17 protein-coding genes are annotated in these 17,507 nt (G+C 62.5%); 8 read left to right on the top strand and 9 right to left on the bottom strand.

The annotated features are described in order from the left end of the window. Positions 1-78 precede the first annotated feature (78 nt). The 4 genes from kdpB to kdpF form a co-directional block, all read right to left on the bottom strand. Positions 79-2,139 carry a potassium-transporting ATPase subunit KdpB gene (kdpB, locus tag BS630_RS29080; protein WP_077980153.1) on the bottom strand — a complete coding sequence of 687 codons (2,061 nt, stop codon included), beginning with the start codon at positions 2,137-2,139 and terminating at the stop codon, positions 79-81. 44 nt (positions 2,140-2,183) lie between these two features. Next, a complete protein-coding gene (locus BS630_RS37495) occupies positions 2,184-2,339 on the bottom strand; it encodes a hypothetical protein (RefSeq protein WP_003547764.1) in 156 nt (51 codons plus the stop codon). A gap of 10 nt (positions 2,340-2,349) precedes the next feature. Further along, positions 2,350-4,053, bottom strand: coding sequence for a potassium-transporting ATPase subunit KdpA (gene kdpA, locus BS630_RS29075; RefSeq protein ID WP_077980152.1), 1,704 nt, complete (start codon positions 4,051-4,053; stop codon positions 2,350-2,352). Between the two features lie 69 nt (positions 4,054-4,122). Then, complete coding sequence (kdpF, locus tag BS630_RS29070) at positions 4,123-4,212, bottom strand: K(+)-transporting ATPase subunit F (RefSeq protein WP_077980151.1); 90 nt, start codon at positions 4,210-4,212, stop codon at positions 4,123-4,125. 490 nt (positions 4,213-4,702) lie between these two features. Here kdpF and BS630_RS29060 point away from each other — a divergent pair, with 490 nt between their 5' ends. Next, positions 4,703-5,746: an NAD(P)-dependent alcohol dehydrogenase gene (locus tag BS630_RS29060; protein ID WP_077980150.1), complete on the top strand. Its 1,044-nt coding sequence runs from the start codon at positions 4,703-4,705 to the stop codon at positions 5,744-5,746. A 15-nt stretch (positions 5,747-5,761) separates the two neighbouring features. Here the strand turns inward: BS630_RS29060 and BS630_RS29055 are convergent, their stop codons facing one another. The 4 genes from BS630_RS29055 to BS630_RS29040 form a co-directional block, all read right to left on the bottom strand. Next, positions 5,762-6,331, bottom strand: coding sequence for a DedA family protein (locus BS630_RS29055; protein ID WP_077980149.1), 570 nt, complete (start codon positions 6,329-6,331; stop codon positions 5,762-5,764). Positions 6,332-6,361: 30 nt separating this feature from the next. Beyond that, on the bottom strand, positions 6,362-7,723 hold the full coding sequence (locus tag BS630_RS29050) for an FAD-containing oxidoreductase (RefSeq protein ID WP_077980148.1): 1,362 nt from the start codon (positions 7,721-7,723) through the stop codon (positions 6,362-6,364). Beyond that, entirely contained in the window at positions 7,720-8,181 is a 462-nt protein-coding gene (locus BS630_RS29045) for a DUF4126 family protein (protein ID WP_077980147.1), read from the bottom strand. Before BS630_RS29045 ends, BS630_RS29050 begins: the two co-directional genes overlap by 4 nt. A gap of 194 nt (positions 8,182-8,375) precedes the next feature. Further along, on the bottom strand, positions 8,376-9,563 hold the full coding sequence (locus tag BS630_RS29040) for an acyl-CoA dehydrogenase (protein WP_077980146.1): 1,188 nt from the start codon (positions 9,561-9,563) through the stop codon (positions 8,376-8,378). 163 nt (positions 9,564-9,726) lie between these two features. Between BS630_RS29040 and BS630_RS29035 the strand changes: the two genes are divergently transcribed. Then, positions 9,727-10,065 carry a cupin domain-containing protein gene (locus BS630_RS29035; RefSeq protein WP_011655128.1) on the top strand — a complete coding sequence of 113 codons (339 nt, stop codon included), beginning with the start codon at positions 9,727-9,729 and terminating at the stop codon, positions 10,063-10,065. Here the strand turns inward: BS630_RS29035 and BS630_RS29030 are convergent, their stop codons facing one another. Beyond that, positions 10,066-11,019 carry a LysR family transcriptional regulator gene (locus BS630_RS29030; RefSeq protein WP_077980145.1) on the bottom strand — a complete coding sequence of 318 codons (954 nt, stop codon included), beginning with the start codon at positions 11,017-11,019 and terminating at the stop codon, positions 10,066-10,068. A 174-nt stretch (positions 11,020-11,193) separates the two neighbouring features. On the opposite strand from BS630_RS29030, the gene BS630_RS29025 reads away from it, so the two are divergent. From BS630_RS29025 to BS630_RS29000, 6 genes are all read left to right on the top strand, one after another. Continuing rightward, positions 11,194-12,399, top strand: coding sequence for an ABC transporter substrate-binding protein (locus BS630_RS29025; protein WP_077980144.1), 1,206 nt, complete (start codon positions 11,194-11,196; stop codon positions 12,397-12,399). A 5-nt stretch (positions 12,400-12,404) separates the two neighbouring features. After that, positions 12,405-13,187: an ABC transporter ATP-binding protein gene (locus BS630_RS29020; protein ID WP_027665631.1), complete on the top strand. Its 783-nt coding sequence runs from the start codon at positions 12,405-12,407 to the stop codon at positions 13,185-13,187. After that, on the top strand, positions 13,187-13,888 hold the full coding sequence (locus BS630_RS29015) for an ABC transporter ATP-binding protein (RefSeq protein ID WP_077980143.1): 702 nt from the start codon (positions 13,187-13,189) through the stop codon (positions 13,886-13,888). The genes BS630_RS29020 and BS630_RS29015 overlap by 1 nt, the downstream gene beginning before the upstream one ends. 4 nt (positions 13,889-13,892) lie before the next feature. Then, entirely contained in the window at positions 13,893-14,780 is an 888-nt protein-coding gene (locus BS630_RS29010) for a branched-chain amino acid ABC transporter permease (protein WP_077980142.1), read from the top strand. Between the two features lies 1 nt (position 14,781). Continuing rightward, positions 14,782-15,771: a branched-chain amino acid ABC transporter permease gene (locus BS630_RS29005; RefSeq protein WP_077980141.1), complete on the top strand. Its 990-nt coding sequence runs from the start codon at positions 14,782-14,784 to the stop codon at positions 15,769-15,771. Between the two features lie 140 nt (positions 15,772-15,911). Continuing rightward, on the top strand, positions 15,912-17,507 hold the full coding sequence (locus BS630_RS29000; RefSeq protein WP_077980140.1) for a GMC family oxidoreductase: 1,596 nt from the start codon (positions 15,912-15,914) through the stop codon (positions 17,505-17,507).

Raw genomic sequence — 17,507 nt, 5'->3', positions numbered from 1 at the left:
CGCACAAAGGACGCTCTAACTCTTTGAATCTACGCATCGTGCTTTCCGAAAATCGATTCCGATTTTCGGGCCGATGCGCTAGGCGAGGCCGAGGGCTGCGACAGCCATGTCGATCGCCTTGATGCCGATGAAGGGGACGATGATGCCGCCGGCACCATAGATCAGCAGGTTGCGCGACAGCAGCGCGCCGGCGCCGATCGGACGGTAGCGCACACCCTTCAACGACAGCGGGATCAGCGCGATGATGATCAGCGCATTGAAGATGATCGCCGAGAGGATGGCGCTTTGCGGCGTCGACAATCCCATGATGTTCAGCACGCCGAGTTGCGGGTAGAAGGTCAGGAACATCGCCGGGATGATGGCGAAGTACTTGGCGATGTCGTTGGCGATCGAAAACGTCGTCAGCGCGCCGCGCGTCATCAGGAGCTGCTTGCCGATCTCGACGATCTCGATGAGCTTTGTCGGGTCCGAGTCGAGATCGACCATGTTGCCGGCCTCGCGGGCGGCGACCGTGCCGGTGTTCATGGCGACGCCGACATCGGCCTGGGCAAGCGCCGGCGCATCATTGGTGCCGTCGCCGCACATGGCGACGAGCTTGCCCTTCGCCTGTTCCTCGCGCATCAGCGCCAGCTTCATCTCCGGTGTTGCCTGGGCGAGGAAGTCGTCGACGCCGGCTTCGGCTGCGATGGCGGCTGCCGTCAGCGGGTTGTCACCTGTGATCATCACCGTGCGGATGCCCATGCGGCGAAGTTCGGTGAAGCGCTCGCGGATACCGCCCTTGACGATGTCCTTCAGCTGGATGACGCCGAGCAGCCTGCCGTCGCGGGCGACGGCCAGCGGCGTGCCGCCTGATTTGGCGACTTCGTCGGCGATCGACTGCAGTTCGCGCACGACCTCGCTGCCGTTTTTCGAGGATGAATCGCCGTTGACATAGGTCAGCACGGCATCGACCGCACCCTTGCGGATCGAGGCTCCTTGGAGATCGACGCCGCTCATGCGGGTCTGGGCGGTGAAGGGCACGAAGGTTGCCTTGAGGCTTGCCATGTCGCGGCCGCGGATCGCGTATTTCTCCTTGGCGAGCACGACGATGGAGCGGCCTTCCGGCGTCTCGTCGGCAAGCGAGGCGAGCTGGGCGGCATCGGCGAGATCCTGCTCGGACACGCCGCGAACCGGGCGGAAGGTCGTCGCCTGGCGATTGCCGAGCGTAATCGTGCCCGTCTTGTCGAGCAGCAGCGTGTCGACGTCGCCGGCGGCTTCGACCGCGCGGCCGGACATGGCGAGCACGTTGAAGCGGACGAGGCGGTCCATGCCGGCAATGCCGATCGCCGAGAGCAGCGCGCCGATCGTCGTCGGGATCAGGGTGACGAAGAGGGCGACGAGCACGATGATCGGGATCGAGCCGCCGGCATAGATGGCAAAGCTCGGGATCGTCGCGGTGGCGAGTACGAAGATCAGCGTCATACCGGCGAGCAGGATGTTAAGGGCGATCTCGTTCGGCGTCTTCTGGCGCTCCGCACCTTCGACGAGCGCGATCATCCGGTCGATGAAGGTCGAGCCGGCAGCCGCGGTGATGCGGACGCGGATCCAGTCGGACAGCACCTGCGTGCCGCCGGTGACGGCCGAGCGGTCGCCGCCGGATTCGCGGATGACAGGGGCGGATTCGCCTGTTATCGCCGCTTCGTTGACGGAGGCCACACCTTCGACGACTTCGCCATCCGACGGGATGATGTCGCCGGCCTCGACGAGCACGAAATCACCGACCTTGAGGCTGGTGCCCGGCACCATGCGGTAGCCGCTGCCATTGTTGGCGGTAAGCAGTTTGGCCTGGGTTTCGGTGCGCGCCTTGCGCAGCGAGTCGGCCTGCGCCTTGCCGCGGCCTTCGGCGACGGCTTCGGCGAAATTGGCAAACAGCACGGTGAACCAGAGCCAGAGATTGATCTGGAACGCGAAGCCGAGATTGCGGTTGCCCACCACCAGATCGCGCAGGAAGAGGACGGTGGTCAGCACCGAGACGGTGGCCACGACGAACATGACCGGGTTTCTGGCGAGTGCGCGGGGGTTGAGCTTCTTGAAAGCGGCCCCCACGGCCGGAATGAGGATGCGAGAATCCATGACGCTCGCGGATTTTGCCTGGCTCATAAGAGACTCCAGCTTTGAAACGAGGATGGCGAACCGGAAGCCGGTCAGCCCTGTAGGATTTTGAAGATGGCGGCGATGACGAGGAGGCCTGCCATCATCACCAGGATGATGTCGGAGGCTTGGGGTCTCGGGCCATTCCCTCGTCCCGGCGCACCGGGACGAGGGTGGAAGGCGTTGCGAAGCCTGTGACGGAGGATCATGGCATCACCCTCAGAAGGTCTGGCCGGCGATCATGACCAGGTGCTCGACGACAGGGCCGAGCGCCAAGGCCGGGAAGAAGGTCAGGCCGCCGACGATCAGGATCGTGCCGACAAGCAGGCCGACGAAGAGCGGACCATCCGTCGGGAAGGTGCCTGCCGAGGCCGGAACCGTCTTCTTGGCGATCAGCGAGCCCGCGATGGCAAGCGCCGGGATGATGACCAGGAAGCGCCCGGCGAGCATGGCGATGCCGAGTGTCACGTTGTACCAGGGCGTATTGCCGGTCAGGCCACCGAAAGCCGAGCCGTTGTTGGCCGCAGCCGAGGTATAGGCATAGAGGATTTCAGAGAAGCCGTGCGGACCGGCGGTGCCGATCGAGGCGACGGCGGAAGGCAGCACCGTGGCGATCGCGGTGAAGACCAGCATGGCGAGCGGCAGGCAGAGGATGGCGAGAACGGCCATCTTCATTTCCTTCGCCTCGATCTTCTTGCCGAGATATTCCGGCGTGCGGCCGACCATCAGGCCGGCGACGAAGACGGCGACGATGATGAACAGCAGGATGCCGTAGAAGCCCGCGCCGACACCGCCGACGATGATTTCGCCGAGCTGCATGTTGATCAGCGGGATGAGGCCGCCAAGTGCCGTGAAGCTGCCGTGCATCGCATTGACAGCGCCGCAGGAGGCGGCCGTGGTGATGACCGCAAAGAGCGAGGATAGGGCCGCGCCGAAGCGGACTTCCTTGCCCTCCATGTTGCCGCCGCCAAGACCAAAGGCGTGCATCAGCGGGTTGCCGGCAGCCTCCGCCCAATAGGTGATGCCGACGCCTACGATGAACAGGACGCCCATCGTGGCAAGGATCGCCCAGCCCTGGCGCTGGTTGCCGACCATGCGGCCGAAGACGTTGGTCAAAGCCGCACCGATTGCGAAGATCGAGACCATCTGGATGAGGTTCGAGATCGCATTCGGGTTTTCGAATGGATGGGCCGAATTGGCGTTGAAGAAGCCACCGCCATTGGTGCCGAGCATCTTGATTGCAAGCTGCGAGGCGACGGGGCCGACGGCAATCGTCTGCTGCGCGCCTTCGAGCGTGGTCGCATTGACATAGGGCCCAAGCGTCTGCGGCACGCCGAGATAGACGTAGACGATGGTCAGCACGATGCAGATCGGCAGCAGGATGTAGAACGTGCCGCGGATCATATCGACCCAGAAATTGCCGATCGCCTTGCCCGACGCGCGCGAGAAGGCACGAATGAAGGCGACAGCGATCGCCATGCCGGTCGCGGCCGACAGGAAGTTCTGCGCCGTCAAACCGGCCATCTGGGTCAGGTAGGACAGGGTGCTTTCGCCGCCGTAGTTCTGCCAGTTGGTGTTTGTGGGAAAGCTGACGGCGGTGTTGAACGAAAGCTCCGGCGGGACGGCGGCCATGCCGGCCGGATTATAGGGCAGGATGTCCTGCAGGCGCAGGAGCGCGTAGAGGACGAGGACGCCGAGCAGGTTGAACATCAGCATCGCGAAGGCATAGGAGGTCCAGTGCTGCTCCTCGCGCTCGCTGGTGCCGGCAATACGGTAAAGCCCCCGTTCGATCGGAACGAGGACTGGGGAGAGGAATGTGCGCTCGCCATTGTAGACACGCGTCATGTAACCGCCGAGCGGTTTGACGAGCACGAGGACGATCCCGCAGTAAAGCAGGATCTGAAGCCATCCGTTGAGGGTCATGGAGGTAAACTTTCAATACCCGGCTGCTTCTCGGCTGCGCATGGGCGACCTCAGAAGCGCCAGTTCTCTTCAAAAGCGTTCTGGGCGAAGGAGAGCGTAGGTGAGGTAAGCGGTGAGAAACACGGTCACGGCACCGCTCAAGACATAATCGAGGGTCATCGTGGTTCTCCTGTCAAAGCCTGTCGCAGGCTCGGGCGTAGGCAAAGCACAGCGCGAAGAATATGATCGCCGTGGCGAGTAGAATGATATCCATCAAGATCGTGACTCCTGTTGTTCTTCTTGGAGTCAGACAAGACAAAGGGCGTTGGGAGGCCGCCTTTCATGCTTTCTGGCGTGGAGATGATCTTTCGATCTCTCGGACATCAATATGGAGCCGAAGGGCATAAAGGTTCGAGACGGACGACGGGCCATCTATATAAAAATCTTATAAATGCCCTTACGGGGCCGCTCGTCGTCGGACCAGGCTGGCGCAGTTTCAGGCGGGCCGCTGCCGGTGCTGTACCTTCCGGCAAATCTGCGTGAGCATTTTATCATTTGTTGAGCAAAAGCCTTTTCAATCTGGTTGAATTGGCAAGGCTTCGGGCCTTATAGTCGGCTTCAACGCTGCCCGATGGAGTCATGGGCAAGCCACTAGGGAAGGAAACCGACGATGACCAAAGTCCGTGCGCTTGTCCTCGAGCGCCAGCATGAGCTTGCGCTCCGCGATATCGATCTGCCGCTCGAAACCGGCCCCGGCGAGGTGAAGATCAGGATCCACACGGTCGGTGTCTGCGGTTCGGACGTGCATTATTACACCCACGGCAAAATAGGCCCCTTCGTCGTCAACGCGCCGATGGTGCTCGGCCATGAGGCGGCAGGCACGGTGGTCGAGGTCGGCGCCGGCGTCACGCATCTGAAAGTCGGCGACCGCGTCTGCATGGAGCCCGGCATTCCCGATCCGAATTCCAAGGCAAGCCGGCTCGGCATGTACAATATCGACCCGGCCGTCACTTTCTGGGCGACCCCGCCGATCCACGGCGTGCTGACGCCAGAAGTCGTGCATCCCGCCAATTATACCTTCAAGCTGCCCGACAATGTCAGTTTCGCCGAAGGCGCCATGGTCGAGCCCTTCGCCGTCGGCATGCAGGCGGCCGCCAAGGCGAAGATTACGCCTGGCGACACTGCCGTCGTCCTCGGCGCCGGGCCGATCGGCACGATGGTGGCAATCGCGGCCCTTGCCGGCGGCTGCGCCCGCGCGATCGTCGCCGATCTCGCCCAGCCGAAGCTCGATATCGCCGCACAGTATCAGGGCGTCATCCCGGTCAATATCCGCGAGAAGAACCTGGTCGAAGAGGTCTCCCGGCTGACCGACGGCTGGGGCGCCGATGTCGTCTTCGAATGCTCCGGTTCGCCGAAGGCCTGGGAAACGATCATGGCGCTGCCGCGCCCGGGTGGGGTCATCGTCGTCGTCGGCCTACCGGTCAACCCGATCGGCTTCGACGTCTCGACGGCATCCACCAAGGAAATCCGCATCGAGACGGTGTTCCGCTACGCGCACCAGTATGAGCGCTCGATCGCGCTGCTCGGCTCGGGACGCGTGGATCTCAAGCCGCTGATATCAGAGACCTTCAAATTCGAAGATTCGATCAAGGCGTTTGATCGCGCCGTCGAGGCCCGGCCAAGCGACGTGAAGCTGCAGATCGTGATGGAATAGGGCGCTACAGCGCTTCTATGAGTGCCTGGCGCTCAGTTTCATCTTGCGAAAGGCAAGAGCCGCGCCTGCGACGACAGCTGCGGCTCCGACTGCGATCAGCAGGTGGCGGTGAAGGGGAAGGTGGCCCAATGTCTGTTCGATGCCATGCCCGAACACGTAACCGAGCCCTGTGAACAGCTGCCCCCATACCAACGCGGCCGCGGCATTCAGGATAATGAATTTACCGGTCGCAATTCGCGTTGTCCCGATGACGATCGGGCTGATCGTCCGCAAACCGATCAGGAAACGAAACGCGAGGATGAAGCCTGTGGGGTATCGTTCCAGAAGCCGGGTTGCGCGCGCCAGCGTCGGTGTTTCCATTAGCCGGCGGACGAGACCCCATCGAGCGGCATAACGGCCGGCGAAGAACCAGAACTGATCGCCGGCGAAGGATCCTGCCGTTGCCGCAAGCGACGCCGACCAATAGGTCAGCAGCCCGCGGTGGGAAATCACGCCGCCAAGGAAGGCGGCTGTTTCGCCTTCGAAGGCTGCGCCCAGAAATATCGCCAACAGGCCGTAGTGCTCGATCAGCAGTTCGATAGACACGCGGCTGTCCTCGGCCCGGGGTTTCTACAGCTAAACCGGCTTCAAATCCCCAAGCAGCGTCGGGATCAGCTCCGACACCGTCGGATGGATCGGCACCGACCATTGCAACGCGGGATAGGTCGTTCCTGCATTCATCGCGTCTATGATGCCGTGGATCACCTCGTCGCCCTCGATGCCGAGGATCGCCGCACCGAGGATTTTTTTGGTCTCGGCGTCGGCGATCACCTTCATGAAACCCTTGGTCTCGCCGCGCTCGTTGGCCCGGCCGACGCGGCTCATCGGCCGGGTCGAGATCATGATCTTGCATCCCGAGGCGCGCGCCTGCTTCTCCGTCATGCCGACGCGGCCAAGTGGCGGGTCGATATAAAGCGCATAGGCCAGGATGCGGCTCGAGACCTTGCGATCGTCGCCGTCGAGCAGATTGGCCGCGGCGATCTCGAAATCATTATAGGAGGTGTGGGTGAAGGCGCCCCGGCCGTTGCAATCGCCGAGCGCCCAGATGCCGTCGACATTGGTGGCAAGCCTGTCGTCGACGGTGATATAGCCGTGCTTGTCGGTGATGACGCCGGCGGCTTCGAGGCCGAGATCGTCGGTGTTCGGCTTGCGGCCGGTGGCAATCAGCACATGGCTCGCATCGATCCTCGCTGAATCGGTGGCGACCGTTATTCCGTCGCTGCTCTTGGCGAAGGCGATGTCGCTGGCGCCGGTATGAATGTCGATGCCCTCCGAGCGCAGGACATCGGCGATGGCGTCCGATATATCCTCGTCCTCGCGCGATGCGAGCTTCGGGCCGTGCTCGATGATGCTGACTTCGGCGCCGAAGCGGCGATACATCTGTGCGAATTCCAGCCCGATATAACTGCCGCCGATCACCGCCAGATGCCGGGGCAGCCTGTCGAGATGGATGATCGAGGTGCTGGTGAGGTAATCGATATCATTGACGCCTGGCAGGTCGGGGATGACGGGGCGCGCGCCGACATTGAGGAAGATGCGCGGTGCGGTCAACGTCTCGCCGTTGACGCTGACGGTCTTCGGGTCCTCGAAACGGGCGTGGCCGGAGATCACGGTCATGCCGTCCATGCCGGCGAACCAGCCGATCAGGCCGTTGCGGGCGTTCATAGTCACGGTTTCGGCGCGCGCCCTGACCACCTTCATGTCGATGGCGATCTCGCCTGGAATATTGACGCCGTAAGCAGCACTGTTTCTTGCGACATGGGCGGCGCGGGCGCTGGCGACCAGCGTCTTCGTCGGCATGCAGCCGGCATTGACGCAGGTGCCGCCGAGGAACTTGCGCTCGATCAGGGCGACCTTCATGCCTTTTTCGACCATCCTGGCGGCAAGAAACGGGCCGGCCTGGCCGGCGCCGATAACGATGGCGTCGAAGCTTTTCATGCCACGGCCCCCACGATCAGCACCGCGCCGATGACGGCGACGGCATCCTCGATGAGAGCAGCTGGCAGATCCTTGCCGAAGGAGGCGGCAAGCCTGCCGCGGACGGCGGCGCCACCATATGTGCCGATGACGGCGCCGATCACCCCGGCGATCAGCCCGCCGAAGAGCAGGCTGCTGGCGGCACCGATCGTGGCTCCGGCCAGTGCGCCCGTGACGATGCGGGTGCCGAATTGCACCGGCACCTTACGCGACGGCGTCGATGGCAGCTGGTCGGTGATCAGTTCGACGACGGCGAGAAGCGTGAGGATCCACGGCGTCCATTGGTAGCCCATGAAGGCAAGCGGCGTCTGCGAGACATCGAACCAGCCAAGCGCCGCGCCCCAGGCGACGGCGGCGGGCGCCGTCATGGCGCGAAGCCCGGCAATGACACCAATCAGCAATGCAAGAAGCAGAAACACGCATGATCCCCCTTTTTGCCGGCTCTTGCCGTCGTTAGGGAAGGTTGCACATTGTCAGGCGCGTGGCAATTCGCCCTTTCGCGCCAATGTGCTAAAGCGCGTCGCGTCGAATCGGAATCATGTGACGCGCTTTAAGTCTTTGTTTTATGCATGCCGTTGTCTCAAAACCGCTGCACACTTTTGGGCGGCATGCACTAATTCGCAAAAGCGGCAATGCCGGTGATCGCCCGGCCGATGATCAGCGCGTGGATGTCGTGCGTCCCCTCATAGGTGTTGACCACTTCGAGGTTGACGAGATGACGGGCGATGCCGAATTCGTCGGAGATGCCGTTGCCGCCGAGCATGTCGCGGGCCGCGCGCGCGATCTCCAGCGCCTTGCCGCAGCTGTTGCGCTTGAGGATCGAGGTCAGCTCCACCGGCGGATGGCCTTCCTCCTTCATGCGGCCAAGCCGCAGGCAGCCCTGAAGGCCGAGCGAGATCTCCGCCGCCATGTCGGTGAGCTTCTTCTGGATCAGCTGGTTGGCGGCAAGCGGCCGGCCGAACTGCTTGCGCTCGAGCGTGTATTGCCGGGCTCTCGCATAACAATCCTCGGCAGCACCGAGTGCGCCCCAGGCGATGCCGAAACGGGCCGAGTTGAGGCAGGTGAACGGTCCCTTGAGGCCGGTCACATCAGGCAGAAGGTTTTCCTCAGGTACGAAGACCCCATCCATCACCACCTCGCCGGTGATCGAGGCACGCAGGCCGACCTTGCCGTGGATAGCAGGCGCCGAAAGTCCTTTCCAGCCCTTTTCGAGGATGAAGCCGCGGATAAGGCCGTCCTCGGTCTTTGCCCAGACGACGAAGACATCGGCGATCGGCGCGTTGGAGATCCAGGTCTTCGAGCCGGTGAGGCTGTAGCCGCCGTCGGCCTTTTTGGCGCGTGTCGCCATCGAGCCGGGGTCGGAGCCGTGATCCGGTTCGGTCAGGCCGAAGCAGCCGATCCATTCGCCGGTGGCGAGTTTCGGCAGGTATTTCAGCTTCTGCGCCTCAGACCCGAAGGTTTCGATCGGCACCATCACCAGTGAGGACTGGACGCTCATCATCGAGCGGTAACCGCTGTCGACCTTTTCGACCTCGCGGGCGATCAGGCCGTAGGCGACGTAACCGAGGCCGGCGCCGCCATATTCCGGCGAGATCGTCGGGCCGAGCAGGCCGAGTTCGCCCATTTCGCGGAAGATCTCGGGATCGGTCTTTTCATTGCGGAAGGCGTCGAGAACGCGGGGCGCAAGCTTTTCCTGCGCATAGGCGTGGGCGGTGTCCTGCACCATGCGCTCTTCGCTGGTCAGCTGCTCCACCAGGCGGAACGGATCGGCCCAGTCGAAAACTTCGCGCGTATGCTGCATGGCGGTGTCTCCTCAGCTTGCCTGGCTCAAATTGGCCATAGACCCGCCAGCCGACCGCGTCAACAGACGGCGGTCACGCCGAAAAGACGGACCGCACCATCTTTTCAAAAGCGTCGGCATGATCCACTTTGCCAGCGATCGATTCTGGAACGAGGAGGCGGAAATGTCGTCAAGCGATCTGTTCGTATCGGCCGAAGGCGCCGAATGGGTCAATCCCGAGCCCGGCGTCGTCAGGCGCATCATGACCTATCTGCCCGAGATGATGATGGTGGAAGTGGCCTTCGAAAGCGGCGCGGTGGGTGCGGCTCATTCGCATCCGCACATCCAGGCCAGTTACGTCGCCGAAGGCAGTTTCGAAGTGACGATCGATGGCCGGACCGAGGTGCTGAAACAGGGCGGCAGCTTCATCGTGCCCCCCAATCTAGTCCACGGCGTCAAGGCGCTGGAAAAGGGCCGGCTGATCGATGCTTTCACTCCGCACCGGGCCGAATTCCTGAAGTAGTCAGGTTTCCACCTTTGCCCGGCGCGTCGGGCCGGCGGCGGTGACGTAGGGTGGCACGAAGCGGGCATCCTCGCCGCGAACCGCCTCGCGCAGAAAATCGATGACGGCGCGCACGCGCGGCGCCTGTTTCAGGTCGCGGTGGCAGGTGATCCAGTAGTGGCGCTTGAGGTCGATCTCGTCTGGCAGCACGCGCACGAGTTCGGGATAACGGCTAGCGAAGAAATAGGGCAGGATGCAAAGGCCGAGACCGTTTCGGGTGGCGGTCAGCTGCGCGAAAATGCTGGAGCTCTGGAACTGCGGCTTGATGCGTGGATGCACGTCGCCGAGATAGTCCAGGCCCGGCGCGAAAATCATCTCCTCGATATAGCTGACGAAGGGATGCTCAAGCAGGTCTTCCCGGCAGGTGATCGGCGCGGCCTTCGCGAGATAGTCGCGCGAGCCGTAGACCTGCAGGTGGTAGTCGGTCAGCTTTTCGGCAAAATAGGCCCCGCCTTTCGGCTCGTCGAGCACGACGGAAAGATCGGCTTCCTTGCGCGACAGCGACATGATCTGCTGGATCGTCACCAGCTCGAGGGCCAGATGCGGATGCTGGGCGGCAAATTGCGGCAGCACGGTCGCGAAAAAGAAATTGGCAAACCCTTCCGGCGCGCTGAGGCGCACGAGGCCGCGCTGCGCCATCGAGCCGGCGGCAAGATCGGCGCGCAGCCGCTCGGTTTCCTGCTCCATCCTCTCCGCCGTTTCGACAAAGCGCGTGCCCATGGCGGTCAGCACATAGCCGCGCGGATTGCGCTCGAACAGCTTGACCTTGAGGGTGAACTCCAGCCGATCGATGCGGCGCGAGACGGTGGCATGGCTGGAGCGCAGCTGGCGGGCGGCCGTCGACAGCTGTCCAGTGCGGGCGACGGCTAGAAAAAACTGCAGATCGTCCCAAGTAAACTGCGGTGGATTGTTCATCACGATCCTCTCTGTTCAAAAACGAACAGATACTGTTTGGAATTAGTTGTAAATCACCCGTTGCCTCAGGGCGGAATTTCCGTGATCGTAAGGTGAGGGTCCGTCGTTCTGAGGAGGACGACTGGCCAAATTTGAACAGATCCGCAATCTGACCAATCTCTGGGAGGAGAGAATATGCGTAAGAATCTCATTGCATCAGTTGCATTTCTGCTTGCGAGCAGCACTGCGGTGCTCGCGCAGAGCGCGACCGACGGCAAGGTCAAGATCGGTATCCTGAACGATCAGTCGGGCGTCTATGCCGATTTCGGCGGCAAGTCCTCCGTCGAAGCCGCCCAGATGGCGGTTGAGGATTTCGGCGGCAAGGTGCTTGATGTGCCGGTCGAGATCGTCAATGCCGACCATCAGAACAAGGCGGATATCGCCTCCAACATCGCCCGCCAGTGGTACGATACCGAGCAGGTGGATGCGATCATGGAGTTGACGACCTCGTCGGTGGCGCTCGCCGTGCAGGCGATCGGCAAGGAGAAGAAGAAGATCGACATTGTCACCGGCGCGGCGACGACGGATCTCACCGGCAAGGCCTGCTCGCCTTATGGCTTCCATTGGGCCTACGATACGCATGCACTGGCCGTCGGCACCGGCGGCGCGCTCGTCAAGCAGGGCGGCGACAGCTGGTTCTTCCTGACCGCCGACTATGCCTTCGGCTACTCGCTGGAGCAGCAGACCAGCGATTACGTCAAGTCGAGTGGCGGTACGGTCGTCGGCGCCGTCCGCCATCCGCTGTCGAGCCAGGACTTCTCGTCCTTCCTGCTGCAGGCGCAATCATCAGGCGCCAAGGTGATCGGTCTTGCCAATGCCGGCCTCGACACCTCGAACGCCATCAAGCAGGCGGCCGAATTCGGCATCACCCAGGGCGGCCAGCATCTGGCGGCGCTGCTCTTCACGCTCGCCGAAGTGCATGGTCTCGGCCTCGAGGCGGCGCAGGGGCTGACGCTGACGGAAGGCTATTACTGGAACCGCGACGACGAGAGCCGCGCCTTCGCCAAGAAGTTCTTCACCCGTACCGGCAAGATGCCGAACATGGTCCATACCGGCACCTATTCGGCGGTGACGCAATATCTGAAAGCGGTGCAGAAGGCCGGCACCGACGAAACGGAAGCCGTCGCCAAGCAGCTGCATGAAATGCCTGTCGATGACGTCTTCGGCCGCGGCGGCACGGTTGGCGCCAATGGCCGCATGATCCACGACATGTATCTGCTGCAGGTCAAGAAGCCTTCCGAGAGCAAGGAGCCGTGGGATTACTTCAACGTGCTCGCCACCATTCCCGGCAAGGAAGCCTATATCGATCCCGCCAAGAGCGGCTGCAATCTGGTGAAGTAAGCACGATGGCGGTTTCCGCAATTGAAACTCAGGAAAAGCCGCGGGTGGTGCTATCCGCCCGCGGCCTGCGCCGCGATTTCGGCGGCTTCACGGCCGTCAAGAACGTCGATCTGGATGTGCATGACGCAAGCGTGCATGCACTGATCGGCCCGAACGGCGCCGGCAAGACCACGGTCTTCAACCTGCTGACCAAATTCCTGCAGCCGACCTCAGGCACGATCACCCTGATGGGCGTAGACATCACGAAAACGCCGCCCGACAAGGTGGCGCGCATGGGGCTGGTCCGCTCCTTCCAGATCTCGGCGGTCTTCCCGCATCTGACCGTTCTCGACAATGTGCGTGTGGCGCTGCAGCGGCCGAACAATCTTTCCACACAGTTCTGGCGGCCTCTCTCGGCACTCGATCGGCTGAACGAGCGCGCCGAGCAACTGCTCGCCAGCGTCGGGCTTTCCAAGGAGCGCGATCACATCGCCGCCGATCTTTCCTATGGCCGCAAGCGCGTGCTGGAGATCGCCACCACGCTGGCATTGGATCCGAAAGTGCTGCTGCTCGACGAGCCGATGGCCGGCATGGGGCAGGAGGATGTCGGCGTCGTCTCCTCGATCATCCGCGAGGTCGCCCGCGACCGCGCTGTATTGATGGTCGAGCACAATCTCTCCGTCGTCGCCAATATCTGCCAGCATGTCACCGTGCTGCAGCGCGGCGAGATCCTCGCCGAGGGCGACTATGCGACCGTCAGCCAGGACGAGCGTGTGCGTGTGGCCTATATGGGCACGGAGGAGCATTGATGCCCACTCTCCTCGAAGTCCAGGGGCTCAATGCCTGGTACGGCGAAAGCCACGTCCTGCACGGCGTCGACATGCGCGTGGCCGAAGGCGAGACGATCACCATTCTCGGCCGCAACGGCGTCGGCAAGACGACTACGCTGCGCACCATCACCGGCATCGTGCGGGCCCGCAAGGGCAAGATCAGCTTTGCCGGCAGCGATATGATGCAAGTGCCGCTGCACAAGACGGCGCATCGGGGCATCGGTTTCGTGCCGGAGGAACGCGGTATCTTCTCGACGCTCACCGTTTCGGAAAACCTGGTGCTGCCGCCCGTCGTGGCGCAGGGCGGCATGACGCTCGATGAAATCTACGAACTTTTCCCCAATCTCTACGAGCGCCGCGGCAGCCCGGGCACCAAACTATCAGGCGGCGAGCAGCAGATGTTGGCGATCGCCCGAATCCTGCGCACCGGCGTCAGGCTGCTCATTCTCGACGAACCGACGGAAGGGCTTGCCCCCGTTATCATCCAGCGTATCGGCGAGGTGCTGAAGACGTTGAAGGAGCGCGGCATGACGATCCTGCTCGTCGAGCAGAATTTCCGTTTCGCCAGCCGTATTGCCGATCGCTTCTATCTGATGGATCATGGGCAGATGGTGTCGGAATTCCCGGTCGGTGAACTGCCGCAGCGCATGGATACGCTGCACAAGGTCCTGGGAGTGTGACCAGATGACGATGATCTTCGGCATTCCCCTGCAGGCGCTTTTCGGCCAGCTGCTGATCGGCCTGATCAACGGCTCGTTCTACGCGCTGCTCAGCCTTGGCCTCGCCATCATCTTCGGCCTGCTCAGGGTGATCAACTTCGCCCATGGCGCGCAGTACATGCTCGGCGCCTTCGTCGCCTACCTGCTGCTCACCTATGCAGGCATCGGATACTGGCCGTCGTTGATCCTGGCGCCTGTCATTGTCGGCCTTGCCGGCGCTGTCATCGAGCGGCTGTTCCTGCGCCGGCTCTACGATCTCGATCCGCTCTACGGCCTGCTCTTCACCTTCGGCCTCGCTTTGGCAGTCGAGGGCACCTTCCGCTATCTCTACGGCTCTTCCGGCCAGCCCTATGCCACGCCGGCGGCCCTTGCCGGCGGGGCCAATCTCGGCTTCATGTTCCTGCCAATCTATCGCGGCTGGGTGGTGGTCGTCTCGCTCGTCGTCTGCCTCGGCACCTGGTTGCTGATCGAGAAGACCAAGCTCGGCGCTTATCTCCGCGCCGCCACTGAAAACGCCGTGCTGGTGCAAGTCTTCGGCGTCAACGTGCCGGTGCTCTTGACGCTCACTTACGCGCTCGGCGCCGGCCTTGCCGCCTTTGCCGGCGTGCTGGCGGCGCCGATCTACCAGGTCTCACCGCTGATGGGCTCGAACATGATCATCGTCGTCTTCGCCGTCGTCGTCGTCGGTGGCATGGGATCGATCATGGGCGCGATCATCACCGGTTATGTGCTCGGCATTGCCGAGGGCTTGACCAAGGTCTTTTATCCCGAGGCGTCCAATATCGTGATCTTCGTCATCATGGCGATCGTGCTTCTCATCAGGCCCGCGGGCCTCTTCGGACGGGATGCTTGACATGACTGACATCACCGAAACCATCCGAACGGAAAAAAGCCGGACCGCCCTTTCGGTGCAGGCGGGTTTCCTGCTTGCGGGACTGCTGCTCCTGCTGCTGGCGCCGTTCTTTTTCTATCCGATCTTCCTGATGAAGCTGCTCTGCTTCGCGCTCTTTGCCTGTGCCTTCAACCTGCTGCTCGGCTATACCGGCCTGCTGTCCTTCGGCCACGCCACTTTCTTCGGCGGTGCTGCCTATTTCACCGCCTATACGGTGAAGGAATGGGGCCTGCCGCCGGAACTCGGCATCCTGATCGGCGTGGCGGGTGCGGCGTTTCTCGGGCTCGTCATGGGCTTCTTCGCCATCCGCCGCCAGGGCATCTATTTCGCGATGATCACTCTGGCGCTGTCGCAGATGTTCTTCTTCTTCTGCCTGCAGGCGGAATTCACCGAAGGCGAGGACGGCATTCAGTCGGTGCCGCGCGGCCACCTCTTCGGCTTCATCGATCTGAACAGCTCGACCAACATGTATTATTTCGTGCTGGCCGTCTTTCTCGTCGGCATCCTGATCATCTGGCGCTTTATCAATTCGCCCTTCGGCATGATCCTGAAATCGATCCGCGAGAACGAACAACGGGCGATCTCGCTCGGTTATTCCGTAGCGCGCTACAAGCTCGGCGCCTTCGTCATGTCGGCGGCGCTTGCCGGGCTCGCGGGCGCGGTGAAATCGATCGTTTTCCAGTTCGCGACGCTGACCGACGTTGCCTGGCAGATGTCGGGCGAGGTGATCCTGATGACGCTGCTCGGCGGCATCGGCACGCTGATCGGCCCGCTCTTCGGCGCCGGGCTGGTGGTGGTGCTGGAAAATTACCTCGCAACCTCGGAATTCCCGGTGACGATCATCACCGGTATCGTCTTCATGGTCTGCGTGCTGATCTTCCGCCGCGGCATCATCGGCGAATTCTACGCCTCGCGGATAGGGCGGAAACTGGGCTTCGTCTATCGCCGCTGAACGGGCGGACCTCTCTCTCTCTCTCCCCGGAAAGAAGCCCTCTTTTCCGGGAAAAGAGACGGGCGGCGGCGCTGCGACTCTTCCTCTCCCCGTGCTGCGGGGAGAGGAAAGCGGCAAGCATTTGGAGTCTCGTGCGGGGCATGGATCGTTACGACTACATCATCATCGGGGCAGGCAGCGCCGGCTGCGTGCTCGCCAACCGGCTGTCTGCCGATGGCCGGAGCCGGGTGCTGCTGCTCGAAGCTGGCGGCAGCGACAACTACCATTGGATCCATATTCCGGTCGGTTATCTCTATTGCATCAACAATCCGCGTACCGACTGGTGCTTCACCACGGCGCCGGAAGCTGGGTTGAACGGCCGGGCGCTGAGTTATCCGCGCGGCAAGGTTCTCGGCGGCTGTTCGTCGATCAACGGCATGATCTACATGCGCGGCCAGGCGCGCGATTACGATCTCTGGCGGCAGATGGGCTGCACTGGCTGGGGCTGGGACGATGTTCTGCCCTTCTTCCGCAAGTCCGAAGACTTTTATCGCGGCGAAGACGAGATGCATGGTGCCGGCGGCGAATGGCGCATCGAGAAGGCGCGCGTTCGCTGGGCGGTGCTCGATGCCTTCCAGCAGGCGGCCAGGGAAGCCGGCATTCCGGAAACCGCGGATTTCAACCGCGGCAGCAACGAGGGCTCCGGCTATTTCGACGTTAACCAGCGTTCCGGCATTCGCTGGAACACCTCGAAAGCCTTTCTGCGCCCGGCGATGAGGCGCTCCAATCTGACCGTGCTCACCAAGGCGCAGGTCCGGCGGCTGCTGGTGGAGGAAGGCGCCGTTGCCGGCGTCGAGTTCCAGCATCGTGGCGTGGCAAAACGCGCCTATGCCGCCAAAGAAACCATCCTTTCAGCCGGTTCTATCGGCTCGCCGCATATCCTCGAACTGTCCGGGATCGGCAAGGGGGAGGTTCTCAGACAGGCGGGCGTCGAGGTCGTCACCGAAGTCAAGGGTGTCGGGGAGAACCTGCAAGACCATCTGCAACTGCGTCTGGCCTATAAGGTGACGGGGGTTCCGACGTTGAACGAGAAGGCGACGAAGCTGATCGGCAAGGCGGCGATCGGGCTCGAATATCTCGTCCGCCGCTCCGGACCGATGGCGATGGCGCCGAGCCAGCTCGGCATCTTCACCCGATCGGGTCCGGACCGGGAAACGCCCGACCTGCAATATCATGTGCAGCCGGTCTCGCTGGAGAAGTTCGGCGATCCCGTCCATCCTTTTCCGGCAATCACCGCGAGCGTCTGCAATCTGAGGCCGGAAAGCCGCGGTTCGGTCCACCTGTCCAGCCCGGATTTTGCCGCCCAGCCGACGATCAGCCCGAAATACCTCTCGACGCAGCGCGATCGTGACATAGCTGTTCGTTCAATACGGTTGACGCGCAGGATCGTCGCGCAGCCTTCGTTTGCCCGTTACAGGCCGGAGGAATTCAAGCCGGGGCCTGCCTATCAGACGGAGGCCGATCTGGAGCGGGCGGCGGGCGAGATCGGCACGACGATCTTCCATCCCGTCGGCACCTGCCGCATGGGCGCCGACAGGGACAGCGTCGTCGATCCCAGGCTGAGGCTTCGGGCGCTCGGCAAGCTGAGGATCGCCGACGCCTCGGTGATGCCGTCGATCACCTCGGGCAACACCAATTCGCCGACCATCATGATCGCCGAAAAGGCGGCAGCGATGATCCTCGAAGACAATCGATAG

The sequence above is a fragment of the Rhizobium laguerreae genome (assembly GCF_002008165.1).
In the GTDB taxonomy this organism is placed as follows: Bacteria; Pseudomonadota; Alphaproteobacteria; order Rhizobiales; family Rhizobiaceae; genus Rhizobium; species Rhizobium laguerreae.
This window is presented reverse-complemented; position numbering and strand designations above follow the sequence as displayed.

Excerpts from the sequence above, each read along its gene's own strand:
- BS630_RS29025 (WP_077980144.1), top strand. The coding sequence starts at position 11,194 with ATGCGTAAGAATCTCATTGCATCAGTTGCATTTCTGCTTGCGAGCAGC.
- BS630_RS29020 (WP_027665631.1), top strand. The coding sequence starts at position 12,405 with ATGGCGGTTTCCGCAATTGAAACTCAGGAAAAGCCGCGGGTGGTGCTA.
- BS630_RS29000 (WP_077980140.1), top strand. The coding sequence starts at position 15,912 with ATGGATCGTTACGACTACATCATCATCGGGGCAGGCAGCGCCGGCTGC.
- kdpF (WP_077980151.1), bottom strand. The coding sequence starts at position 4,212 with ATGACCCTCGATTATGTCTTGAGCGGTGCCGTGACCGTGTTTCTCACC.
- BS630_RS29040 (WP_077980146.1), bottom strand. The coding sequence starts at position 9,563 with ATGCAGCATACGCGCGAAGTTTTCGACTGGGCCGATCCGTTCCGCCTG.
- kdpA (WP_077980152.1), bottom strand. The coding sequence starts at position 4,053 with ATGACCCTCAACGGATGGCTTCAGATCCTGCTTTACTGCGGGATCGTC.
- BS630_RS29050 (WP_077980148.1), bottom strand. The coding sequence starts at position 7,723 with ATGAAAAGCTTCGACGCCATCGTTATCGGCGCCGGCCAGGCCGGCCCG.
- BS630_RS29030 (WP_077980145.1), bottom strand. The coding sequence starts at position 11,019 with ATGAACAATCCACCGCAGTTTACTTGGGACGATCTGCAGTTTTTTCTA.
- BS630_RS29010 (WP_077980142.1), top strand. The coding sequence starts at position 13,893 with ATGACGATGATCTTCGGCATTCCCCTGCAGGCGCTTTTCGGCCAGCTG.
- BS630_RS29060 (WP_077980150.1), top strand. The coding sequence starts at position 4,703 with ATGACCAAAGTCCGTGCGCTTGTCCTCGAGCGCCAGCATGAGCTTGCG.
- BS630_RS29035 (WP_011655128.1), top strand. The coding sequence starts at position 9,727 with ATGTCGTCAAGCGATCTGTTCGTATCGGCCGAAGGCGCCGAATGGGTC.
- BS630_RS29015 (WP_077980143.1), top strand. The coding sequence starts at position 13,187 with ATGCCCACTCTCCTCGAAGTCCAGGGGCTCAATGCCTGGTACGGCGAA.
- BS630_RS37495 (WP_003547764.1), bottom strand. The coding sequence starts at position 2,339 with ATGATCCTCCGTCACAGGCTTCGCAACGCCTTCCACCCTCGTCCCGGT.
- BS630_RS29005 (WP_077980141.1), top strand. The coding sequence starts at position 14,782 with ATGACTGACATCACCGAAACCATCCGAACGGAAAAAAGCCGGACCGCC.
- kdpB (WP_077980153.1), bottom strand. The coding sequence starts at position 2,139 with ATGAGCCAGGCAAAATCCGCGAGCGTCATGGATTCTCGCATCCTCATT.